Raw genomic sequence first — 19535 nt, 5'->3', positions numbered from 1 at the left:
GAGCCGAATCGCAGTCCCGGGAGGTATCACATGTCCAAGGCACTGGTGGCCGTTCGCCACCGTCTCCGCACCCGCTCCGAACGCGGCGCCGCAACCGCCGAGTACGCGGTCAGTGTCGTCGCGGCCTGCGGGTTCGGCGGCATCCTCGTCGCGCTGCTGAAGTCCGACGTGATGATGAACGCCCTGAAGGCTCTCATCAACTACGCGCTCAAGCTCGCCGGCGTCGAGGGCGTCCAGCTCTGACCTGAAGATCCGGCGGCCGGTCGCGGGTCACCCCTTCACCGCGACCGGCCACCGCCACCCCATCGAAGGAGTACTGGATGCCATCTCGCAGAACACAACGCGGCGCGATCACCGCCGAACTGGCGATCGCTCTACCGGTCCTCCTCACCCTGCTCCTGCTGGGCATCTGGGCCATCGGCCTCGTCATCCTCAACATCCAATGCATCGACGCAGCCCGAGACACTGCCCGCGCAGCCGCCCGAGGCGACCCCTTCGACCACGCGCAGGCGATCGGCCGCCGTACTGCCCCCGGCGCGACGATCACGATCACCCGCACGGGCAACGACATCCACGTCACCGTCACGGCCGCCCCACGCCACAAACCTCCACTCCTCACCCACCTCGTCCCCACCGAACTATCAGCCGAAGCCACCCTCCAGTCCGAGGCAGCCATCCCATGACGAACCGCGCCTTCCATCACCCCAGGACACCCAACGAGCGAGGCTCCGCCACCGTCCTCTCCCTTCTGGCTGCTCTGCTCCTCCTCACAGCCCTGACCGTCGCGACCCTCTGGTCGTCGATCTCCACGGCCCGCCACAAACTCTCAGCCGCAGCCGACCTCACAGCCCTGAGCGCCGCCACAGCCCTGAGCGCCGCCCAGGCCCTGACCGCCACCACCCAATCCGCCGCCCCATGCGAGATCGCCGACCGAATAGCCACCCTCCAGAAAGTCCACCTCACGTCCTGCCACCCCACCCCCACCGCGGTATCCATCACCGTCACCCTCCAACTCCACCTCCCACCCTTCGCCCACCCCACCCTCACCACCACAGCCCGAGCCGGCCCCGTGTGAGTCCGGTCGCCCTGGTCACAGCCGCGCCGCGTCCCGTTTGGCGTCAGCTCACAACGTCACCGATCGCACCCAGTCCGCCACCCAGGAACGTACCGACGAGGGCGTCTCCTAGACCCGTCCAAGGAAGTGACCGTCACTCGAGTCGACTGAGCCGGCAGCCTTCGGGGCGTCGTGCACGTGCGGGGTTCTGAAGCGGTCGCGATCTGGTCGCAATCTGGTAGAGATGCCGCGTTGATGTGGACGAGGCGTGGGAGCGGACTCCATGATCTGGACCGAAGACCTGCCCATCCTCCCGGACGCACTTCCCCGGCGCCCGGACGGTTACCCCGGAGGCCCGTTTGCCCGACCGCATCCGGCTGTTGCTGGTCGACGACCAGATCCTCAGCCGAGGCGTCCTCAGAACCGGTCTGGAGCGCGAGCGCGATCTGGAGATCGTTGCCGAGCTCAACAGATCGGACGACGTCGTGGGCGCCGCGAAACGTCACCGCGCGAACGTCGCCCTGCTCGACGCGGCCGGCCCGGGCCACGACAGCATCACCGTCACGACCAGACTGCGGACATCGATCCCGGAATGCCGTGTCGTCATGCTCACGACGTACGGCCGGCCGATCCACCTCCGGCGTGGTCTCGACGCGGGAGCCAAGGGGTTCGCTCTGAAGGGGAGCCCGGCGCCGCAGTTGGCCGACGCGGTACGACGCGTGCACCTCGGCCTCCGCGTGGTCGACGCCAACCTGGCGGCCGAGACACTCATGTACTCCGAGACCCCGCTGAGCGACGACGAGACCGACACCTTGCGGGCTGCCCGCGACGGTGGCTCGATCGCGCTGATGGCGCGCAAGCTCGAGGTCTCCGAGCGCGTCGTCCGCACCCGGCTCTGGTCGGCCATCGGTAAGACCGGCGCCCGTACCCGCTCCGACGCGATTCACATTGCCGACCGCAACGGCTGGCTCCTCGACTGACGCCGACCGCGGGAGTCGGTGGTGCGCTAGAGGCAGAAGGGGTGGGCTGCCGGGTCGGCGTAGACGTGATGGTGTGGGCCGGGTTGGAGTTCGATGGCGCCGAGGCTGCCTGCGAGCGCGCGGGCGGATTGCAGGCTGGGCTCGTCGGCGGCGGGGACGTGGAGGTCCAGGTGGACCTGTTGCGGGTAGGCAGGGTCGGGCCAGCGGGGTGCGGGGAACTGCGCGTGCTGGAACGCGAGAGTTGGTAGGCGTCCGTCGGTCCGGGTGATGACGACTCGCTCGGAGGTGTCCAGCTCGCGCTTCGGCATGTCGAGGAGGCCGGCGTAGAAGTCGGCAAGCGCCCGCGGACTGAAGCAGTCGATCACCACACGACCAACCCGCCCGACCCCACCGAGCTCATCGGATGCGTTGAGTGCGCCGGGTTTGTCTGGTGCGTCGGCTTGGTCGGGGCTGGGCTGGGACGGGCTGTTGGTGAGCGCGGTGCGGGGGCCGGTTCGGGATTCGGGGGTGGTGGGGTAGAGGCAGAAGGGGTGGCCGGGGGGTCGGCGTACGTGCGGAAGGTGTCTTTGTCCTGGAGTTTGGAGGCACCGAGTTGTACGACGCGTTGGTCGGCGGCGTCGAGGTCGTCGACGGTGATGTCGAGGTGCATCTGTTGTGGGTAGTCCGGGTCGGGCCAGCGGGGCGGCTGGTAGTCGATCGGTCCGTCGCCGAACGCCAGGCGGAGACCGTCCGGATCGTCCTCGTGAGCGATCACGAACCAGTCCTCGCGGACGATCCGCATGCCCAGGAGGTTCGCGTAGAACTCGGCCAATGGGCGGGCGCCGCGTTCGTAGGACTCTTCCGTGTTGCCGGGGCAGGCGAACACGACGTTCAGGAGTTCGATGGTCACGGGGTTCGTCATGGCGGTCCCTCCCCGGGAGCGGTTGGGTAGGTCAGGGCTGCTCGAGTTGGTCCAGGAGCCAGCGGGGGCCGGTGGTGGTGGCGCCGGTGGGTGCGAGGCGGTCGCGGAGGCCGCGGTCCGCGGTGACCACGGTGACGTGGGCGTTGGTGATGGCGGCAGTGGTGGTGACGATCGTGTCGTCGCCGGAGCCAGGGGCCAGGACGATGCGGAGGTCCGCGGTGTCGGGAGCGTCGGGGCCGGAGATGGCGGAGCGGGCTGCGCCTTCCAGGATGACGACGATCTCGGTGTCATCGAGGCGTTCCTGGAGGGCGGTGAGCTGACGTAGCAGTCGGCGAGCGGCGCCTGGCCGATCGCGCCACCACCCGTCAGGACGCGAGCCGACCACGTTCGCCGCGTCCACCACGATCACCTGATGCGCACCACTCACCATCAGGTCAGTCTGCCTCGTCCCCGGTTCGCCGCAGGTGAAGCGGGGCGCGCGTCAGGTGCAGGTGGAGGAGCGCGTCCACCACGATCACCTGATGCGCACCGGTCGCCATCAGGTCAGTCTGCCTCGTCCTCGGCTCGCCGCATGTGAAGCGGGGCGCGCGTCAGGTGCAGGTGGAGGAGCGCGTCCACCACGATCACCTGATGCGCACCGGTCGCCATCAGGTCAGTCTGCCTCGTCGCCGGCTCGCCTCGCGTGAAGCGGGCGGGGGTCAGGTGCAGGTGGAGAGGAATTGGCCGGTGTGGGTTATGAGGGTGTGGGGGCCGGGGGCGGCGGGGAGGCGGTGGTGGGCGGACGGGACGGGGTGGCGGGTGCCGTCGGGGGTGATGACGAGGGTGTTGGGGGCGTCCAGGGCGATGAGTTCGTCGTCGGCGCGGACCAGGATGGGAGCGGTGTAGGACGTGGAGATGGCGGTGCGGCCGGCGGACAGGGCTTCCAGGGTGGCGTCGCGGAGTTCGGCGGGGCTTTCGGCGGAGGCGTCGATGGCTAACCACGTGGTGGGGGTGCCTGGTGGGGTGAGGGACGTCGGGTTGTGCCAGTCGCTGCCGCCGATGGGGATGGTGTCGAGTCCCCACGCCTGCCACCAGGCGATCGGTCCACCCCAGTGGTGGTCGAGCCACGAGGAGTGCCAGACCTCGGCCAGCCGTGGATGTTCCGGGAGCGGGTGACGCCACGAGCAGTCGCCGCCGAGCGGGTGGTTGATCGACAGCAACCCACCACGCCGGGCAACCTCGGTCACCCACGTCGCGGCCGGCTGCCGGAAGTCGATCGCCCCGATCTCACCGAAGGCGTTCGCGTGACCGGTGTCGGTCGTCACCTCCTGCCCGGGGATCAGCCCGATACCGAACCGATCGCTCAGCCCAGGCAGCTCGAGGTGGTGCGCGACCGTGTTGTGATCGGTCACCGCCAGCAAGTCCAGCCCGGCCGCGACACCCAGTGCAGCGAGGTTCGCGATCGGAGTGGACCCGTCCGAGTGCAACGAATGCGCGTGGAAGTCCCCAGCGATCCACTTCAACCCGGCAGACGCGGGCAACGTCCGGCGCGGCGGCCGAGCTGGTACGGCGACAGCCGCGGTGGCGTCGGCGTACTCCGTCAGACCAGGCACCGACGACACCGGACCAGTCACAGCCTCGACGACAAGCTCGACGCCCTCGACCGGCACACGGTGCAGCCCGAGAACGACCCACCAAGTCCCCGGCTCGAGCTCACCGGCGACATACCCAGGCGTCGCCGCGTCCGGAGTGATCGCAAAGGTCTGACGCGCACCGCCGGACCACCCGCGCCAACCACCCGCACCCTCGCAACCGATGTCGATGACCGCACCTTCGACGGGCGGGATCGTGAGCGTGACCAGCAGACCAGGGCAGTCCGCCGGGATGTCGACCGGCAGCGAATGCCAGACCGACTCCGCCCGATCGTTGAGAGTCCAGGTACGGCGGTACGTCGTGACCGCCATCAGGCGACCGTGGCCGGTTGACGGGTGAGCAGGTCACCGGACTCCCGGTCGTACAGCAGTACCCGTGATGCCGGTGCGGTGAGGACGACCGTCGTACCGGGCTCCGGCTCGTTCTCCTCCGGCACGGTGACACCGATCAGGGTGCCGTCGCAGTCGACGCTGACCAGCGACTGGGTGCCGAGGTTCTCCGCCACCACGACCTGGCCACGCAGTGTCGGCCCGCTGACGTCGCCGCCGGCGAGGGTCAGGTACTCCGGCCGTACGCCGACCGTCACCTCAGCGCCCGCGGGAGCCGAGAAAGTGGCCGCAGACAACGATCCGCCGGCCACCGAGACCGTCCCGACCTCATCGACATAGGTCTCCGGCCCCGAGGTCGACGAGACAGTGCCGGGCAGAAGGTTCATCGGCGTCGAGCCGATGAAGTTCGCCACGAACGTGTTCGCGGGCCGCGCGAAGACCTCCCGCGGGCTGCCCAGCTGGCGGAGCTTGCCGGACTCCATCACCGCGATGCGATCAGCCAGCGCCAAGGCCTCGGCCTGGTCGTGGGTGACGAAGACCGTGGTGATGCCGAGGTCGCGCTGCAGCTTCTTCAGGAACGTCCGAGCCTCCAACCGCAGCCGTGCGTCCAGGTTGGACAACGGCTCGTCCAGCAGCAGGACCTTGCCCCGGGACGCGATCGCGCGCGCCAGCGCGACGCGCTGCTGCTGACCACCGGACAGCTGCGCCGGCTTGCGTTCCAGCAGCCCGTCCAGCGACAGCTCGCCCGCGGTCCGCTCCGCCGTCTCCGCGCGAGTCGCAGCCGAGACCCGCCGTACCTTCAGCGGATAGGTGATGTTCTCCGACACACTCATGTGCGGGAACAGGGCGTAGTCCTGGAACACCATCGCGACCCCGCGCTTGCCCGGTTCGGTCCGGGTCACGTCGGCCGCGTCGATCCGGACCGTGCCCTCGGTCGCGGATTCCAGGCCGGCGATCGTGCGCAGCAGTGTGGTCTTGCCGCACCCGGACGGCCCGAGCAGGGCGAAGAACTCGCCGTCGGCCACATGCAGGTCCAGCCCGTCGACGGCGCGTACGCCGTTGGGGTAGACGGTTGCCAGGCCTTCGATGTCGATGCCCGCCATCAGCTCTTGATCCCTCCGTGGAAGCGGAACCCGTACCGCGAGTTCACCAGCAGGTACAGCACGACGACCGGGATCGAGAACAGCAGCGAGAAGACCGGCAGCACCTGCAGGTTCACGCTGCCGCCTTCGTCGGTGAGGGTCTGCATCAGCACCGCACCGGGTTGCTTCTCGATCGACCGGATGAGCAGGAAGGGCACCAGGAAGTTGCCCCAGGAGTTCACGAACGCCCAGACCATGATGGTGGCCAGGCCGGGCCGCGCCACCGGGAGTACGACGTCGCGCAGGATCTGGCCGGTGGACGCGCCGAAGACCCGGGCCGACTCCTCGTACGACTTCGGCACCGCGTCGACGAAGTCCTTCAGGATGAAGATTGCCGCTGGCAACAGACCGCCGGTCATCACCAGCGCGACCCCGAACCGGGAGTCGATCAGCCCGAGCTGGAACATCATCACGAAGATCGGCACCATCGCCGCCGTCCCGGTGACCACCGACGACAGCAGCAACAACCCGTAGAGCAAGGCGTCGCGGCCCGGAATGCGGACCCGCGACAGGGCGTACGACGCCAACGCGGCGAACGCGGTCACGGCGACCGCGGTGGTCACGCAGATCAGCAGCGAGTTGACCATCGAGTGCATCGCGTACGGATGCTCGAGCGTCTTGCGGACGTTGTCGAGCGTCCAGTCCGGCCAGTGCACGCCGAGGCCGGGATTCTTGTCGAACGGCGCGGACGCGATCCACAGCATCGGCACCGCGAAGAACAGCGTGATCGCGCAGATCAGTACGTAGAAGCCGATCCGGCGAAGGACGAAGGACGGGGTCACGAGCGCCTCCTCAGCAGCCGGAGGTAGATCAGCGAGACCAGCAGGTTCGCGATCAGCAACAGGAACGAGATGGCAGAGGAGTAGCCCAGCTCACCGCCCTGCAGCGCCACGTTGTAGATGTACACCGGCACCGTCTCGGACTCGTGGTTCGGCCCGCCCTTGGTGAGCAGGAACGGCGAGAAGTCGTTCGCCGTCCACAGCGAGATCAGCAAGGTGTTCGTCAGCACGTGCCCGCGGATGTGCGGGAACACGACGTCCCGCAGCGTCTGCCAGCCCGACGCACCGACCATCCGGGCCGACTCCAGTTGCGACGGCGGTACGGCCTGCAGCGCGGAGGAGTAGAGCATCATCGAGAACGCCGTACCGCGCCAGGTGTTGAAGAACACCAGGCAGGCCATCGGGTAGTCGATCAGCCACGCGGTCCCCGGCGTACCGAGGATGTTGTTGAGGGTGCCGCCGTCGCGGTCGAAGAACGCGACCCACAGGTACGCGACCACCGTCGACGGCAGGATCCAGGCCAGCAGCACGAACGCCTCGACGGTACGCCGGACCGCCGGGCGGGTCCGCCGCATCACCCAGGCGAGGGTGAAGCCGAGGATGTTCTGGCCGATGATCGCGGAGCCGAGGACGAACAGCAGCGTCAGCCACAACGCGTTGTGGAACAGGGCGTCGTTGAGCGCCTTGGTGTAGTTGGACAGCCCGACCATCGACGGCGAGACCGCCTCGACACCGGTCAGCCGGTAGTTGGTCAGGCCGATGTAGATGGTCCAGATCGCCGGGAAGACCAGGAACGCGCCGATCAGCAGCAGGGCGGGCGCGACGAAGCCGAGGGCCCGGCCGACGCCGAGCCCTGCGACATCGCGTGCCGGTCCCCGCACACCGGTCCGGCCGCCCCGATCGACCGGACCACGTCCCTGGACCGGGTCTGCCGGTGCAGGTGGGGAAGCCGTCGTCATCAGTTACCGGCGACCTTGTCCTTGCTGCCGGCCGCGGCCTCGACTGCCTTCTGGTACGCCTTGGCCGCCGCGTCCGTACTCTTCCCGCCGATCACGTCCGCCGTCGCCTGCTGCAGCGCGGCCGAGACCTTCGGGTACTCCGCCAGGCCCGGACGGAACTGCGTGATCGGCAGCACCTTGGTGGCGACGAAGTTCAGCATCGGGTCGCCGGCCAGCACCTCGGCGTTGACGTCACTGCGCTGGGTGATCTTGGCGGCGCCGTCCAGCGATGCCTTCACCATCTCGGCGGAGTTCCAGAACTGCATGAGCTCCCAGGCCTGCTGCGGGAACTTGGTGTTCGGGTTGATCACGGTCGCGCCGCCACCCGACATCGAGACGAAGTCCTGGCCCTTGACGCCGCCGCCCGGCCTGGCGGCCGGGATCAGCGCGTAACCCACGGCGGAGTCGCGGTCGGCCATCTTGGCCACGCCCTCCTTGGGCTCCACCACGCTGCGCCAGAAGTAGTCGCTCTCCAGCAGGATGCCGACCTTGTTCGCGGCGAACTCGGCGAACGACTTGTCCCGGCCCTTGGCCTCGCGCTGCAGCACCGGGTCGCCGAGACCCGTGCTGTAGATCTGGTGGTAGAAGTCCAGCACCTGACGCACCTGCGGGGTGTCGCCGAGCCACTTGCCGTCGGTGTTGACGGTCGCGCCGGTACCGACCAGCAGCGGCAGCACGCCCTGCATGGTGGTCGCCTCGCCCATCGCCGTACCGCCGTTGATCTGGATCGGCGTGACGCCGGACAGCTTCTTCAGCGCCTGGCCGGCGGAGATGATGTCGTCCCACGACTTCGGCTGCCAGTCGGCCGGCAGCCCGGCCTGCTGGAACAGCTTCTTGTTGAAGAACAGCACCCGGCCGTCGGTCCCGCCGGGGACGCCGTACCGCTTGCCGTTGTAGCTGCCGAGCTGCTGCACCGTCTCGGGGATCTGCTTCCAGCCGTCCCAGTCGTCCACCTTGCTCGCCTCGCCGACGGTGTCGGTGAGCGGCTTGATGTAGCCGGCCTGGGCGAACTCGCCGACCCAGATGCCGTCGATCTGGAACAGGTCCGGACCGGACTTGTTCGACAGGTCGAGCGACAGCTTCTGCTTGTAGACCTCGTCGTCGGAGCCGTCACCCTGGAACTTGACGGTGACGTCGACGCCCTTGCCCTTCTGCTCGGCGACGAACTTCGGGATCAGCACGTCCTCGATGAACGTTGCCCCGGCGCTGCTCTTGCCGCCCTTGATCGAGTTCGACCCGATGGTCAGCTCGACCTTCTTGGCATCGGCGTTGCGGTTCGTGTCCTGGTCGCCGCTGTCGGATGCGGACGAGCCGAGGCAGCCGGTCAGCAGCAGGGTTGCGGCGACGCCGAGGAGGGCGGGCGCGGAGAACCGCGGGAGAGATCGCATCAAAGCTCCTAGCGAGATCGGTACTGCGGAGTGCCGGTCAAACATTGGCACTCGTCGGCGACTTTGTGAAGACTTTTTCCCAACCCGGAGGAGAACGTTGACAGGGGCTGTAGGCAACCAGTCGCGAACTGTCAAGTCGGGGTCCCACGGGAAGCGTTGCGGAAGGGTTAAAGGATGCTCAAGGTTGTGTGGCAACCAGTAGTGGACTAGATACAGAACGTGACAGCGAGCGGTACGGTCTTGCCGATCGGTTCAGCGGATCGGAGGTGAAAGACATGGGGCTGCTTTCTTGCCTTCTGGACGACCTGCTCAGTCATTGCCACCACTGGTGCCATCACCACTGTTGGTGGTGACACCGGCCGGCTGGTGACGGCCGCGGAGGAGGTGGGTCGACGGTGACGACGACGCAGGGCTCCCGCTGACGCGCAAGCAGCGGGTAGCTCGAGGTCACTCCCCGAGCATCGGATCCCACGACCGACGAGGTTCACCAGACACTGCACTACCGAACAACCGAATGGCGTCGATCACGAAGGAGTGAGAAAACAACCGGCCCCGACATCGTCGGGGCCGGTTGTCCTCTGTCCGGCTGAGGATCCTCCTTGCGGATCAGCGCTGTGCCAGCTGCATCATCTGCTTCGGCAGCACCGTCAGCTGAGCCGGGATCGGTGTCGCCGGCCGAACCAGCTCGAGCAGGCTGGACGCGGCCTTCGCGATCGGCAGCGGCAGGGCCAGGCCCAGGGACGCCAGCAGCGCGTTCACGAGTGCCAGTACCGCACCCAGGATGTCCAGGCCCGGCAGCGGCAACGCGCTCCAGCCCTGGACCGGTGTGCCGGCCGTGGACATGCTGCCGGTCGGCTGCGCCTGCTTGGCCTTCCCCTCGCCGAGCAGGGATGTCAGGGCGAGACCGCTGGCGGTGTTCACGAACGTGCCCGCGCTCTCGTCGTAGGTCCATTTCTGTCCGTCGCCGTCACGGCAGGGCAGCACCAGCAGTGGTGCCGAGGCCGGCACCTTGGCCAGGTCCGCACCGCTGTCCAGGCAGGCGCCGGTCTTGGCAAGGGCGCCACCGACGCTCTTGCTCATCGCGACCTGCAACTGGCCGGACTCGGTGTAGATCCACTCCTGGGTCTTGCCCTCCTTGCCCGGTGCGCACGCCATCATGACCGCCATCGGGACCTTGGCGGCCGCGACGAAGGTGAGGCAGTACCGCGTGTCGGCGCGGGTGGCGATCTGTTTGGCCACCCCGACCTCGACGCCCGGGGCCGCGGCCGATCCGCCCGTCGACGGGTTCGCCGCCTGGGCCGGGACCGCGGTGGCCAGTGCGACGCTGACCGCGAGCACGGCCACGCCGGTACGGCTCAACAATTTACGGATGATCAAGACAACCTCCAGAGGTCGTGCCATCTCGCGGCGTCAGGTCGTCGGGACCCCGTGGCGCGAGCCGGTCCGGTTCCGGGAACCGCGACGAACACCCTTTTGCGCGGAGGGCGAGCTGCGGGTCGATCCCCCGTGAGGAGGCGGTGTGGCCCGGAAGGCCGACTGTGACTCAACGCGACGTTGACGCCACAACCAGTAATGCACAGGTGGGTCGGCGGTGGTTATGGCGAAGCCGCGAAACTTGATGCCAATGGCAACTAACTGCCAGGCCAAAGTCGTTGCGTAGGGCACCGAAATCCGGCCGCAGGGCCGTCGTGCCACCGCTGAGCGGAGGCTGTGCGCCGATCGAGATGTTACCGTACGCCGGGGAAACTCCGGTGGCGCAACGCGTTAGTTGATGCCGTGGGCAACAGAGTGGTCAGTGGGGCTGCTTGGTGTCAGTGGGATCCTCGGCGACGTGCCGCTCAGTCGCTAGCCGCTCGTCGGCGCCAGGCTCGCGCTCAGGAACGGCGCGCTCAGGAACGGCGCGCTCAGGCCCGACCGGATCGGGCTCGGTGCGGTCGGGCACGGCGCTGTCGGACTCGGTGCGATCGGGCGCCGCCGTGACCTCGGGAGCGGTGTCACTCGTGGTGACCGCCGCCGGTTCGGTGGTCGCGGCCTGTGCGCGGAGCTCGCGCATCTCCTTGCGCCGCCGGTAGCCGCGGGCAAGTCCCTTCTTCGTCAGCCACAGCCCGAGGGCAAGTGCGATCCCGGTCAGCGCGCCGAGCAGGAACACGGTCGGCACCGAGACGCCGAAGTCGATACCGAACACCTCCATCGTGGTGGAGGCGGTCGAGGTCACCGAGACACCCAGACCGAACAGCACGGCCAGGACGATCAGGACGATTCCGAGGACGGCCATGGCATGCTGCCTCTCCGCCAGCCCGGGGCTGGCTGTTCAGGCCTCACTGCTGAGTAGTGCGGTGAGCAGCGCCACCGCGCCGCTCTTGTCGAGTGGGTTGTTCTGGTTCCCACATTTGGGTGACTGTACGCACGACGGACACCCATCAATGCACTCACAGTGTGCAATCGCCTCACATGTCGCCGTCAACCATTCGCGCGCCGCGGCGTAGCCGTGTTCCGCGAATCCGGCGCCGCCCGGGTGGCCGTCGTACACGAAGACGGTGAGGCGGCCGGTGTCGGCGTGCCGGGCGGTGGAGACGCCGCCGATGTCCCAGCGGTCGCAGGTGGCGAACAGTGGGAGCAGTCCAATCGACGCGTGCTCGGCCGCATGGGCCGCACCGGGTACGTCGTACAGCCCGAGTGCCTCGACCGCGGAGTCGGGCATGGTCCACCAGACGGCCTTGGTCCGCAGCGTGCGCTCCGGCAGGTCGAGGGGCTGCTCGTCGAGTACGTCGCCGGTCGCGATCAGCTTGCGCTGGTACGAGATCACTTGGCTGGTCACCTGGACCCAACCGCGCGACAACTCCGCCGTACCCCAGGTGCAGGTCTCCTCGGTCGCCAGGATGCTGATCTCGGTCACGTCCCGGGCGAAGGTGGTGTAGTCCGGCGAGGCCGGCTCGACCACGGCCGCGTGACCCTCGAGGTCCAGCGTGCGCACCAGGTACGACTCGCCCGCATGCACGTAGACCGCGCCCTCGTGGACCGAGGCGTGGGCCGAGCCGCCGTCGACTGTGCCGAGCAGCCGGCCGGTCTGGTCCTCGACGATCTGCACTGTCTTGCCGCCGGCCGACCGGATGTCGATGGCGTCCACAGCGCGCTCCCGCCGTGTCCAGAACCATCCATGCGGTCGCTCACGCAGCAGCCCTTGGCGGACCAACTGCTGGATCACGGAGGGCGTCGTACTGCCGAAGATGTCGTAGTCCGCGTCCGTCAGCGGCAGCTCCTGCGCGGCCGCGCACAGCTGTGGGCCGAGGACATACGGGTTCTCCGGGTTGAAGACAGTCGCTTCCACGGGTCGGCCGAAGATCGCGTTCGGGTGCCGGACCAGATAGGTGTCCAGCGGGTCGTCGCGCGCCACCAGCAGCGCCAAGGCATCCCCGCCGGCTCGACCCGCCCGTCCGGCCTGCTGCCACAGCGATGCGCGCGTGCCAGGCCAACCGGACAGCAGTACGGCGTCCAGTCCGGCGATGTCGATGCCCAGCTCCAGAGCGTTGGTCGCCGCGACACCGGTGAGCTCACCGCTCTGCAACATGCCTTCGAGCCGGCGCCGCTCCTCCGGCAGATAGCCCGCCCGGTACGCGGACACCTGGTCCATCAGCGAGGGGTGAACCTCGGCGAGGTTCTCGCGGGCTGTCATCGCGACTGTCTCGGCCCCACGCCGCGACCGCACGAACGCCACAGTCCGCACCCCGCTCACGACCAGATCGGTCAGGATGTCGGCCACCTCGGCCGTCGCGGAACGTCGTACCGGCGCCCCGTTCTCACCACGTACAGAGGTCAGTGGCGGCTCCCACAGACCGAAGGAGATGCCGCCGCGGGGTGATCCGTCCTCCACCACCTCCACCATCGGCAGACCGGTCAGCCGCTCACCGGACACCGCCGGCTCGGCCACCGTCGCCGATGCGCAGATGAAGATCGGATGGGCGCCGTACTGCGCACACACCCGCCGCAGCCGACGCAGTACGCCGGCCACATGCGCACCGAAGACACCGCGATAGTGATGACACTCGTCCACCACGACGTACTGCAGGCAGCCCAGGAAGCGGGCCCAGCGCTGATGGTTCGGCAGGACCGACCGGTGCAGCATGTCCGGATTGCTGAGCACGTACGTCGCGTGGTCGCGAGCCCAGTCGCGTTCGGAGCGTTCGGAATCGCCGTCCAACGTTGTCGGCCGCAGACCGGACACTGTGTACGACGACACCGCGCGAAGCTGGTCGTGCGCCAAAGCCTTGGTCGGCGACAGGTACAGAACAGACGCCACCCGTCGATGCGGTGACGCGGCCTGCGCGATGCTCAAGGTGGCAAAGGCAGGCAGCAAGTAGCCGAGCGATTTGCCGGACGCCGTCCCCGTCGCGACCACCACATGCCGGCCCGAGTACGCCGCTTCGGCGGTAGCGACCTGATGAGTCCAAGGCGCTGTGATGCCGGCCTCCGCGAGTTGCGCGAGAACCTCGGCCGGTGCCCAGCGCGGCCATTCACACGTTTGCCCCAGTCGCGGCGGCACGGTCTCGACATGCGTGAGCCGGTCGTCCCGGCCTGCTGCCAGGCGCTTCAGCACATCCGCCGCCTCACCACCTCCGCGCATACCGCGAGCGTAGTGCCGGCCACGGACAGCACGCGCCGGGAGTGCACGGGCGTGTGCACGCGGCGGATGCACGCCTCATTTTGCGGACGGAGATCGACTTCGGTGGGACGAGATGAAAGAGTTTTCGGCAACGGTCCTACTCACGGTCCGTACATGGTTGAATGCAGCAGTTCACGGGATCGGAGGCCGAAGTGGATCTGTCGCTGACCGCGCGCGCCGAGGGCGGGCGCACCGTCATCGAGGTGGCGGGGGAGATCGACGTCTACACCGCACCGAAGCTCCGCGAGAAGATCGCAGCGCTCGTCGACGAAGGCGACTACCACCTGGTGGTCGACCTGGAACGCGTGGACTTCCTGGACTCCACGGGTCTCGGCGTCCTGGTCGGTGGACTGAAACGGGTGCGCACCCACGACGGATCCCTGTCCCTGGTCTGTACCCAGGAACGGCTGCTGAAGATCTTCCGGATCACCGGCCTGACCAAGGTGTTCGACATCCATCCGGACGTCGCCTCGGCGATCTGACGACGTGACGACGAAGTGAAAACGTGTCCCCTTCAACACGAAGAGTGAGGTAGCTGCTCGTGTACTCGGGTATGGCGTAGACCACCCTGTCGTCAGGTCTGGTCGGATACCCGTTAGAGTGACCCACCGCGCCAAGTCTCTTTGGCGCTGTGCCGTATTTTCCCAACCCTTCGGTTGCGGCAGACGGGGGCCGTCAAGCCCTGAGGGGTTGCCTACAAGGAGGACGGATGTCCGCGCTGCTTGCACAAGCGGTGGATCTTTCGTCGAGCAACACCACACTGGTGATCGTCGTCGGAGTGATCGCGATCCTCGCGGTCGCCATTGCGATGGTCTTCCGGGGCCAGGTGCTTGCCGCGAACGATGGCACCGAGAACATGAAGACGATCGCCGCGGCGGTCCAGGAAGGCGCATCCGCCTACCTGAACCGGCAGTTCCGAACGCTGGGCGTCTTCGCCATCGTCGCGTTCCTGCTGCTGTTCCTGCTGCCCGCCCACAGTGACGGCGACAACGAGACCACGCTGAAGATCTTCCGCTCCGTCTTCTTCCTCATCGGTGCGGGTTTCTCCGCGCTGATCGGCTACCTGGGCATGTGGCTCGCGACGCGCGCCAACGTCCGGGTCGCCGCCGCGGCCCGCGACGAAGGCCGCGACCCCGCGATGCGTGTCGCGTTCCGCACCGGTGGAACCGTCGGCATGGCCACCGTCGGCTTCGGCCTGCTCGGTGCGTCGGTCGTCGTCCTGCTGTTCAAGGGTGACGCCCCGACCGTGCTCGAGGGCTTCGGTTTCGGTGCCGCCATGCTCGCCATGTTCATGCGTGTCGGCGGCGGTATCTTCACCAAGGCCGCCGACGTCGGCGCCGACCTGGTCGGCAAGGTCGAGCAGAACATCCCCGAGGACGACCCCCGCAACGCGGCGACCATCGCCGACAACGTGGGCGACAACGTCGGTGACTGCGCCGGTATGGCGGCCGACCTGTTCGAGTCGTACGCCGTGATGCTGGTGGCCTCGCTGATCCTGGGCAAGGCCGCGTTCGGCGAGCAGGGCCTGATCTTCCCGCTGATCGTGCCGGCCATCGGCGCCGTCACCGCGGTCATCGGCGTCTTCCTGACCCGTCCGCGCACCGGCGAGAACGGCCTGCGCACGATCAACCGCGCGTTCTACATCTCCGCGATCGTGTCCGGTGTGCTCTGTGCGGTGGCGGCGTTCGTCTACCTGCCGAGCAGCTTCAAGGACCTGACCGGCGCGACCGACGTGATCGCCGCGCACGACGGCGACCCGCGGCTGATCGCCACTGTCTCGGTGATCATCGGCATCGTGCTGGCCGCGATCATCCTGGCCCTGACCGGCTACTACACCGGCACCGAGGACAAGCCGGTCAAGGACGTCGGCAAGACCTCGCTGACCGGCGCGGCGACCGTGATCCTGTCCGGTATCGCTGTCGGCTTCGAGTCCGCCGTCTACACCGCCCTGGTGATCGCCGCGGCCGTCTACGGCGCCTTCCTGGTCGGCGGCTCCGGTGTGGTCGGGCTGTTCGCGATCGCGCTGGCCGGTTGTGGTCTGCTCACCACCGTCGGCGTCATCGTCGCGATGGACACCTTCGGCCCGGTCTCCGACAACGCGCAGGGCATCGCCGAGATGTCCGGTGACGTGGACGGCGAAGCGGCCCAGATCCTCACCGAGCTGGACGCCGTCGGCAACACCACCAAGGCCATCACCAAGGGCATCGCGATCGCCACCGCCGTACTGGCCGCGACCGCGCTGTTCGGCTCCTACACCGACTCGATCCGGTCCTCGCTGGGCGAGAACTACGCCAAGTTCGAGGCTGAGGCGCTGGTCTTCAACCCGGGCACTCTGGTCGGCCTGATCCTCGGTGCGGCCGTGGTGTTCATGTTCTCCGGCCTCGCGATCAACGCCGTCGGCCGCGCCGCCGGTGCGGTCGTCTACGAGGTACGTCGCCAGTTCCGCGACATCCCCGGGATCATGGACGGCACGGGCAAGCCGGAGTACGGCAAGGTCGTCGACATCTGCACCCGCGACTCGCTGCGGGAGCTGGCCACTCCGGGTCTGCTCGCGCTGCTCGCGCCGATCGCCGTGGGCTTCGGCCTCGGTGCCGCGTCGCTGGCCGGCTACCTGGCCGGTGCGATCGGTGCCGGCACCCTGATGGCGGTCTTCCTGGCCAACTCCGGTGGTGCCTGGGACAACGCCAAGAAGCTGGTCGAGGACGGCAACCACGGCGGCAAGGGTTCGCCCGCGCACGAGGCCACCGTCATCGGTGACACCGTCGGTGACCCGTTCAAGGACACCGCCGGCCCGGCCATCAACCCGCTGATCAAGGTGATGAACCTGGTCTCGGTGCTGATCGCCCCGGCGGTCGTCGGGCTGTCGGCGATCGGCGACGACACCAACAGGCCGCTGCGGATCGGTATCGCCCTGGTCGCGGTGGTCATCCTGGCGGCCGCCGTGTTCGTCTCCAAGCGCCGTGAGTCGGTCATTTCCGACACCCCGGCCGAGGTGAACGCCGCCGCCTGACCGCGGTAAACGCGCAGAAACGGCCCACCGGGTTTCCGGTGGGCCGTTTCGCATGTCTGGACCAAGACCGTCCGTCCCTTTTACTGTCGTTGTACGACGAACTGCGCTACGCCGAGCGTAGGGAGGTAGCGGTGCCTCGACGACCGGCCACGGGCTCTGCTTTCCCCCGACGGGCGACGCTCGCCCGTTTGTCGGCGCTGTTGCTTCTCGCCGTGGCGGGAGTGCTCGCAACAGCGCAGCCTGCGAGCGCGAGGGCACAGCAACCGGATGCCGACTATCTCAACGCCGCCCACCAGCTCGATCTGACGATCATCCAGGCCGCCCACTCGGGGACGATCCACGGCCGGACCTCGTGCCTGAAGAACGTCGCCGCCCAGGAGGAACGCGATCATCGCAGGCTCGCCGCGCAGCAGCTCGAGGTCGCCAATCAATTCGGCATCGGATTGGTGACGCTGCCTTCGGCGGCGCAGCGTCAGCAGCTCGCCGCGCTCGCGGCCAAAGCCGGGACCCCCGAGTACGACGCCGCCTGGGTGCAGTTGCAGCGGCAGCTGCACCAGCAGTACCTGGCATTGGTCGAGGGCGAGCTGCCGAAGAGCGCGTCGCCTGCCGTCGAGTCAGTGGCCAACGGCGCCAAGCCGGTCATCGAGATGCACCTGCGCACGGTGGCGGGTCCCTGCAAGGACGAGACCGGGCCCCCGGTCGTGTCGACCGGCGACGGCGGCCAGGTCGCCGATGCCGAGCAGACTCGTTCGCGGGCCGCGATGCTGCTGCTCGGCGTCGGCGTACTGCTCCTTCTTGTCGGTAAACCGGTCCCGGTCCGGCGACGTCTGCTCGGAGTCGTAGCGATCGGTGCCGCGCTGGTCATGGTGTTCGGAAGGCCCGGTGACAGCGGGCAGGTCCCGGACGCGAGTGCGTCGGCCGTGGACCGCGAAGCCGCCGTTCCGCCGGTGCGGCTGAAGCTGCCCGGCGTGCTGGAGGCATCGGTGCTGCCGGTGGCGACCGCCGCCGACGGCCGGCTGCAGATGCCGGCGTCGGCGGCCGACGTGGGTTGGTGGGCGGCGGGTGCGGCGCCGGGCTCGTCCGGCGGTACGGTGCTGCTGGCCGGCCACGTGGACACGGCTCGCGGTCGCGGAGTGTTCGCCGCGCTCTCGGGGGTGCCGGTGGGCGCGAGGGTTGCCGTGACGGCCGGGGGCGGAGACGTGCACTGGTACCGCATCGTGGCGCGCCGGACCTACCGGCAGGAAGCGTTGCCCGCAGACCTGTTCCACGGTGCGGTGAAGCCCCGGCTGGCACTGGTGACCTGCACCGGCTCGTACAACCACAAAACCCACCGCTACAGCAGCAATCTCGTGCTCTACGGTGTTCCGGTGGACTGAACCGCGGGCGGTCCTTTTGGTAGTCACTCCCATCTACTCCCAACCGAAGTACGGCCGGTCGTCGACTTTCGGCTGATGCGGGCAGGTGGCCGGGTGGGGGATCGTCGGGGTCGTGGTCAGGGCTTTAACCGATGGTCGCCTGGCCCGGGCGGACGGCAGAATCAACCCACGGGTGGACACACCGGATCCGCCCCGGGTCCGATGTTCTGCACCGGTCCGACCTCGATACTGAACTCAATGCGAGACAACCCGCCCGACCGGGAACACTGGCGCCACCGAACGAGGAGTAGGCGATGATCGAGGCAAAGGGCCTCACCAAGCGATACGGTGCAACTGTTGCCGTTGACAACCTGTCTTTCGAGGTGAAACCCGGCAAGGTGACCGGCTTCCTCGGCCCGAACGGGGCCGGCAAGTCGACCACGATGCGGATGATCCTCGGCCTGGACACCCCGACCTCCGGCGACGTCCGGATCGACGGGCAGCGCTACCGCGACCTGCACCAGCCGCTGACCAAGGTCGGCGCGCTGCTGGATGCCAAGTGGGTGCACCCCAACCGGTCGGCCCGGTCGCACCTGGCCTGGATGGCCGCGTCCAACAAGCTGCCGAAGGGCAGTGTCGACAAGGTGCTGGAGATGGTCGGCCTGACCGCGGTCGCGAACAAGCGGGCCGGCGCCTACTCGCTGGGTATGTCGCAGCGGCTCGGCATCGCCGGTGCGCTGCTCGGTGACCCCGAGGTGCTGCTGTTCGACGAGCCGGTCAACGGTCTCGACCCGGAGGGCATCGTCTGGATCCGCACCTTCATGCACCGGCTGGCCGACGAGGGCCGGACCGTGCTGGTGTCCAGCCACCTGCTGTCCGAGATGGCGCTGACCGCCGAGGAACTGATCGTCATCGGCCGCGGCCGGCTGATCGCCCAGAGCACCACCCAGGAGTTCGTCGACCGCGCCAGCGGTACGACGGTCAAGGTCCGGACTCCGCAACTCGACCAGCTGGCCGGTGTGCTGCAACAGCAGCAGCTGGTCACCCGGATCGAGGACGTCGAGGACCAGGGCAAGGTCCTGTTCGTCGAGGGCGATCTGAGCACCGACCAGGTCGGTGAGACAGCCGCCGCGCACGGCATCGTGCTGCACGAACTGACCCTGCAGCGCGGCTCGCTGGAGCAGGCGTTCATGCAGATGACCGGGGATTCGGTCGAATACCACGCGCACGACGAGATCGCTGCGGTGACCGCGCTGGACGCGCCGACCGCCACCGAGGTGGCCGCGGGTCCGAAGGAGGACAACTGA

19 protein-coding genes are annotated in these 19535 nt (G+C 68.2%); 8 read left to right on the top strand and 11 right to left on the bottom strand.

What is annotated here, in order from left to right:
• Positions 1-30: 30 nt before the first annotated feature.
• The 4 genes from ACGFH6_RS37820 to ACGFH6_RS37805 all read left to right on the top strand — a co-directional run bounded on the left by ACGFH6_RS37820 (position 31) and on the right by ACGFH6_RS37805 (position 2034).
• Positions 31-243, top strand: a complete 213-nt coding sequence (locus tag ACGFH6_RS37820; protein WP_131361499.1) for a DUF4244 domain-containing protein — start codon at positions 31-33, stop codon at positions 241-243.
• Positions 244-320: 77 nt separating this feature from the next.
• Positions 321-683, top strand: a complete 363-nt coding sequence (locus ACGFH6_RS37815; protein ID WP_393394280.1) for a TadE family type IV pilus minor pilin — start codon at positions 321-323, stop codon at positions 681-683.
• On the top strand, positions 680-1075 hold the full coding sequence (locus ACGFH6_RS37810) for an Rv3654c family TadE-like protein (protein ID WP_393394278.1): 396 nt from the start codon (positions 680-682) through the stop codon (positions 1073-1075). The genes ACGFH6_RS37815 and ACGFH6_RS37810 overlap by 4 nt, the downstream gene beginning before the upstream one ends.
• 338 nt (positions 1076-1413) lie before the next feature.
• Positions 1414-2034: a response regulator gene (locus ACGFH6_RS37805; RefSeq protein WP_393394276.1), complete on the top strand. Its 621-nt coding sequence runs from the start codon at positions 1414-1416 to the stop codon at positions 2032-2034.
• 26 nt (positions 2035-2060) lie between these two features.
• Here ACGFH6_RS37805 and ACGFH6_RS37800 read toward each other — a convergent pair whose 3' ends face one another.
• The 11 genes from ACGFH6_RS37800 to ACGFH6_RS37750 all read right to left on the bottom strand — a co-directional run bounded on the left by ACGFH6_RS37800 (position 2061) and on the right by ACGFH6_RS37750 (position 13824).
• Complete coding sequence (locus ACGFH6_RS37800; RefSeq protein ID WP_393394274.1) at positions 2061-2402, bottom strand: VOC family protein; 342 nt, start codon at positions 2400-2402, stop codon at positions 2061-2063.
• Positions 2396-2935 carry a VOC family protein gene (locus tag ACGFH6_RS37795; RefSeq protein WP_393394271.1) on the bottom strand — a complete coding sequence of 180 codons (540 nt, stop codon included), beginning with the start codon at positions 2933-2935 and terminating at the stop codon, positions 2396-2398. The genes ACGFH6_RS37800 and ACGFH6_RS37795 overlap by 7 nt, the downstream gene beginning before the upstream one ends.
• A 31-nt stretch (positions 2936-2966) precedes the next feature.
• On the bottom strand, positions 2967-3365 hold the full coding sequence (locus tag ACGFH6_RS37790; RefSeq protein WP_393394268.1) for a hypothetical protein: 399 nt from the start codon (positions 3363-3365) through the stop codon (positions 2967-2969).
• Between the two features lie 268 nt (positions 3366-3633).
• Positions 3634-4878 (bottom strand): CehA/McbA family metallohydrolase, encoded by a 1245-nt coding sequence (locus tag ACGFH6_RS37785; RefSeq protein WP_393394264.1) that lies wholly within the window; start codon positions 4876-4878, stop codon positions 3634-3636.
• Positions 4878-5999, bottom strand: coding sequence for an ABC transporter ATP-binding protein (locus tag ACGFH6_RS37780; RefSeq protein WP_393394261.1), 1122 nt, complete (start codon positions 5997-5999; stop codon positions 4878-4880). The genes ACGFH6_RS37785 and ACGFH6_RS37780 overlap by 1 nt, the downstream gene beginning before the upstream one ends.
• Positions 5999-6820 (bottom strand): carbohydrate ABC transporter permease, encoded by an 822-nt coding sequence (locus tag ACGFH6_RS37775; protein WP_360442516.1) that lies wholly within the window; start codon positions 6818-6820, stop codon positions 5999-6001. The genes ACGFH6_RS37780 and ACGFH6_RS37775 overlap by 1 nt, the downstream gene beginning before the upstream one ends.
• Entirely contained in the window at positions 6817-7776 is a 960-nt protein-coding gene (locus ACGFH6_RS37770; RefSeq protein ID WP_393394257.1) for a carbohydrate ABC transporter permease, read from the bottom strand. Before ACGFH6_RS37770 ends, ACGFH6_RS37775 begins: the two co-directional genes overlap by 4 nt.
• Positions 7776-9203 carry an extracellular solute-binding protein gene (locus tag ACGFH6_RS37765; protein WP_393394255.1) on the bottom strand — a complete coding sequence of 476 codons (1428 nt, stop codon included), beginning with the start codon at positions 9201-9203 and terminating at the stop codon, positions 7776-7778. Before ACGFH6_RS37765 ends, ACGFH6_RS37770 begins: the two co-directional genes overlap by 1 nt.
• A gap of 606 nt (positions 9204-9809) precedes the next feature.
• Positions 9810-10580 carry a hypothetical protein gene (locus ACGFH6_RS37760; RefSeq protein WP_393394253.1) on the bottom strand — a complete coding sequence of 257 codons (771 nt, stop codon included), beginning with the start codon at positions 10578-10580 and terminating at the stop codon, positions 9810-9812.
• Positions 10581-10995: 415 nt separating this feature from the next.
• Positions 10996-11478 carry a hypothetical protein gene (locus ACGFH6_RS37755; protein ID WP_393394250.1) on the bottom strand — a complete coding sequence of 161 codons (483 nt, stop codon included), beginning with the start codon at positions 11476-11478 and terminating at the stop codon, positions 10996-10998.
• A 36-nt stretch (positions 11479-11514) separates the two neighbouring features.
• The gene (locus ACGFH6_RS37750; protein WP_393394247.1) at positions 11515-13824 is read right to left on the bottom strand and encodes a DEAD/DEAH box helicase; all 2310 of its coding nucleotides are present in this window, start codon (positions 13822-13824) and stop codon (positions 11515-11517) included.
• A 191-nt stretch (positions 13825-14015) separates the two neighbouring features.
• Between ACGFH6_RS37750 and ACGFH6_RS37745 the strand changes: the two genes are divergently transcribed.
• From ACGFH6_RS37745 to ACGFH6_RS37730, 4 genes are all read left to right on the top strand, one after another.
• Positions 14016-14345, top strand: coding sequence for an STAS domain-containing protein (locus ACGFH6_RS37745; RefSeq protein WP_393395096.1), 330 nt, complete (start codon positions 14016-14018; stop codon positions 14343-14345).
• A 227-nt stretch (positions 14346-14572) separates the two neighbouring features.
• Positions 14573-16873, top strand: a complete 2301-nt coding sequence (locus ACGFH6_RS37740; protein ID WP_393394244.1) for a sodium-translocating pyrophosphatase — start codon at positions 14573-14575, stop codon at positions 16871-16873.
• Between the two features lie 212 nt (positions 16874-17085).
• The gene (locus ACGFH6_RS37735) at positions 17086-18249 is read left to right on the top strand and encodes a DUF4142 domain-containing protein (RefSeq protein ID WP_393394241.1); all 1164 of its coding nucleotides are present in this window, start codon (positions 17086-17088) and stop codon (positions 18247-18249) included.
• A 293-nt stretch (positions 18250-18542) separates the two neighbouring features.
• The gene (locus ACGFH6_RS37730; protein WP_393394238.1) at positions 18543-19535 is read left to right on the top strand and encodes an ABC transporter ATP-binding protein; all 993 of its coding nucleotides are present in this window, start codon (positions 18543-18545) and stop codon (positions 19533-19535) included.

This window comes from Kribbella sp. NPDC049227 (genome assembly GCF_043197265.1).
Lineage (GTDB): Bacteria > Actinomycetota > Actinomycetes > Propionibacteriales > Kribbellaceae > Kribbella.
Note: the sequence above shows the minus strand (reverse complement) of the source record. Positions and strands in the feature narration are given on the sequence as shown.

Bases quoted from the DNA above. Each gene is read 5' to 3' on its own strand.
- ACGFH6_RS37820 (WP_131361499.1), top strand. From the start codon at position 31: ATGTCCAAGGCACTGGTGGCCGTTCGCCACCGTCTCCGCACCCGCTCC.
- ACGFH6_RS37815 (WP_393394280.1), top strand. From the start codon at position 321: ATGCCATCTCGCAGAACACAACGCGGCGCGATCACCGCCGAACTGGCG.
- ACGFH6_RS37810 (WP_393394278.1), top strand. From the start codon at position 680: ATGACGAACCGCGCCTTCCATCACCCCAGGACACCCAACGAGCGAGGC.
- ACGFH6_RS37795 (WP_393394271.1), bottom strand. From the start codon at position 2,935: ATGACGAACCCCGTGACCATCGAACTCCTGAACGTCGTGTTCGCCTGC.
- ACGFH6_RS37790 (WP_393394268.1), bottom strand. From the start codon at position 3,365: ATGGTGAGTGGTGCGCATCAGGTGATCGTGGTGGACGCGGCGAACGTG.
- ACGFH6_RS37785 (WP_393394264.1), bottom strand. From the start codon at position 4,878: ATGGCGGTCACGACGTACCGCCGTACCTGGACTCTCAACGATCGGGCG.
- ACGFH6_RS37780 (WP_393394261.1), bottom strand. From the start codon at position 5,999: ATGGCGGGCATCGACATCGAAGGCCTGGCAACCGTCTACCCCAACGGC.
- ACGFH6_RS37770 (WP_393394257.1), bottom strand. From the start codon at position 7,776: ATGACGACGGCTTCCCCACCTGCACCGGCAGACCCGGTCCAGGGACGT.
- ACGFH6_RS37765 (WP_393394255.1), bottom strand. From the start codon at position 9,203: ATGCGATCTCTCCCGCGGTTCTCCGCGCCCGCCCTCCTCGGCGTCGCC.
- ACGFH6_RS37755 (WP_393394250.1), bottom strand. From the start codon at position 11,478: ATGGCCGTCCTCGGAATCGTCCTGATCGTCCTGGCCGTGCTGTTCGGT.
- ACGFH6_RS37750 (WP_393394247.1), bottom strand. From the start codon at position 13,824: ATGCGCGGAGGTGGTGAGGCGGCGGATGTGCTGAAGCGCCTGGCAGCA.
- ACGFH6_RS37740 (WP_393394244.1), top strand. From the start codon at position 14,573: ATGTCCGCGCTGCTTGCACAAGCGGTGGATCTTTCGTCGAGCAACACC.
- ACGFH6_RS37730 (WP_393394238.1), top strand. From the start codon at position 18,543: ATGATCGAGGCAAAGGGCCTCACCAAGCGATACGGTGCAACTGTTGCC.